The sequence below is a fragment of the Rhizobacter sp. P3_B12 genome, from assembly GCF_056402895.1.
Genome location: NZ_JBFUGN010001273.1, coordinates 1 through 1,437, shown reverse-complemented (window position 1 = coordinate 1,437; position 1,437 = coordinate 1). Strand labels below are relative to the sequence as shown.

1 protein-coding gene and 1 pseudogene are annotated in these 1,437 nt (G+C 72.8%); both read right to left on the bottom strand.

Going from position 1 to position 1,437, the window contains the following annotated elements; genetic code table 11:
• Positions 1–1,059: dihydrodipicolinate synthase family protein (locus tag AC1D01_RS34455; RefSeq protein WP_477873968.1), on the bottom strand; the 1,059-nt coding region annotated here is incomplete at its 3' end.
• 17 nt (positions 1,060–1,076) lie between these two features.
• Positions 1,077–1,437: pseudogene (locus AC1D01_RS34450) on the bottom strand (Gfo/Idh/MocA family protein); the annotation flags it as partial.

Genomic DNA, 1,437 nt, shown 5'->3' with positions numbered 1-1,437 from the left:
CTGCTGCCCACCGACCATCACGAAGTGATCCTGGTGGCCGTTGATCCAGGCCATGAAGACGATCCCGGTCTTGTAGAAGCGCGTCGGCGCCTTGAAGATGTGGCGCGACAGCGGCACCGTGGGCGCGAGGATCGCGTGGAAGCGGCTGCGGTCGTGCGCCGCCAGCGCCGCCAGCGCCGCGCTGGCGGCCGGCGCGATCGCGTCGAAGATGCCCAGCAGCGCATCGCTCTGCCGCTGCGAGCTCACGCTGCCCACGCCATCGCCGGCGATCAGCTCCGCATAGTTGAAATCGTCGCCGGTGTACATGCGCACGCCGGGCGGCAGGCGGCGGCGCATCGCGATCTCGCGGTCCTTGTCGAGCAGCGAGATCTTGATGCCGTCGACCTTCGCCGGGTTCGCCTCGATCACCGCCAGCGCGGTGTCCATCGCGCGGTCGACGTCGGCGCTGCCCCAGTAGCCGGCCAGCGCCGGGTCGAACATGTCGCCCAGCCAGTGCAGGATCACCGGCTCGCGGGCCTGGCGCAGCAGGCGGCCGTAGACCTGCACGTAGTCGTCCGGGCCGCGCGCCACGCGGGCGAGCGCGCGGCTGGCCATCAGGATCAGGCGGCCGCCCAGCTTCTCGATCGCGGCCATCTGCGCCTCGTAGGCGCGCAGCACGTCGTCGATGCCGCGGGCCGCGTCGGGCGCGAGTTGATCGGTGCCGCAGCCGCTCGCGATGCGCGCGCCCGGCACGTCGCGCGCCGCATCGAGCGAGCGCGCGATCAGCTCGAGCGAGGTCGGCCAGTCCAGCCCCATGCCGCGCTGCGCGGTGTCCATCGCCTCGGCCACGCCCAGGCCCATGCGCCACAGGCGCTGGCGGCAGGCGATGGTGCGGTCCCAGTCGATCGCGCACTGCAGCCACGGATCGACCGGCGCGAGCGCGTCGGCCACCACGTGCGCCGCCGAGTACGCGATGCGGTTGAAGGCGGGCYCGGCCGGCGCGCGCCAGGCCTCGCGCGCCGACAGCGTGTAGCGGGCGAGGCGGCCGTCGGGCTGCGGCAGGTTCAGTGTCAGGCTCATCGCAGTCCCTCGCGTCGTCACAGCGCCAGCGCCGGCACGTCGATCCAGCGCCGTTCCTTCCAGCTCGCCAGCGCCGCCTCGACCAGCTGCACGCCCTTGGCGCCTTCGGGCAGCGTGAAGCGCCACGGCGCGTCCTCGGCCACGTGGCGCAGGAACTGCTCCCACTGCAGCTTGAAGCCGTTGTCGTACGGCTGCGTGTCGGGCACCTCCTGCCACTGCTCGAAGAACGGCATGGTCTGGCGCGTGTCGGGGTTCCACACCGGGCGCGGCGTGTTCACGCGCGCCTGGCTGCGGCAGTCGGTCAGCCCGGCCACGGCCGAGCCGTGCGTGCCGTCGACGTGGAAGGTGACCAGGTCGTCGCGGCGCACCCGCGTCACC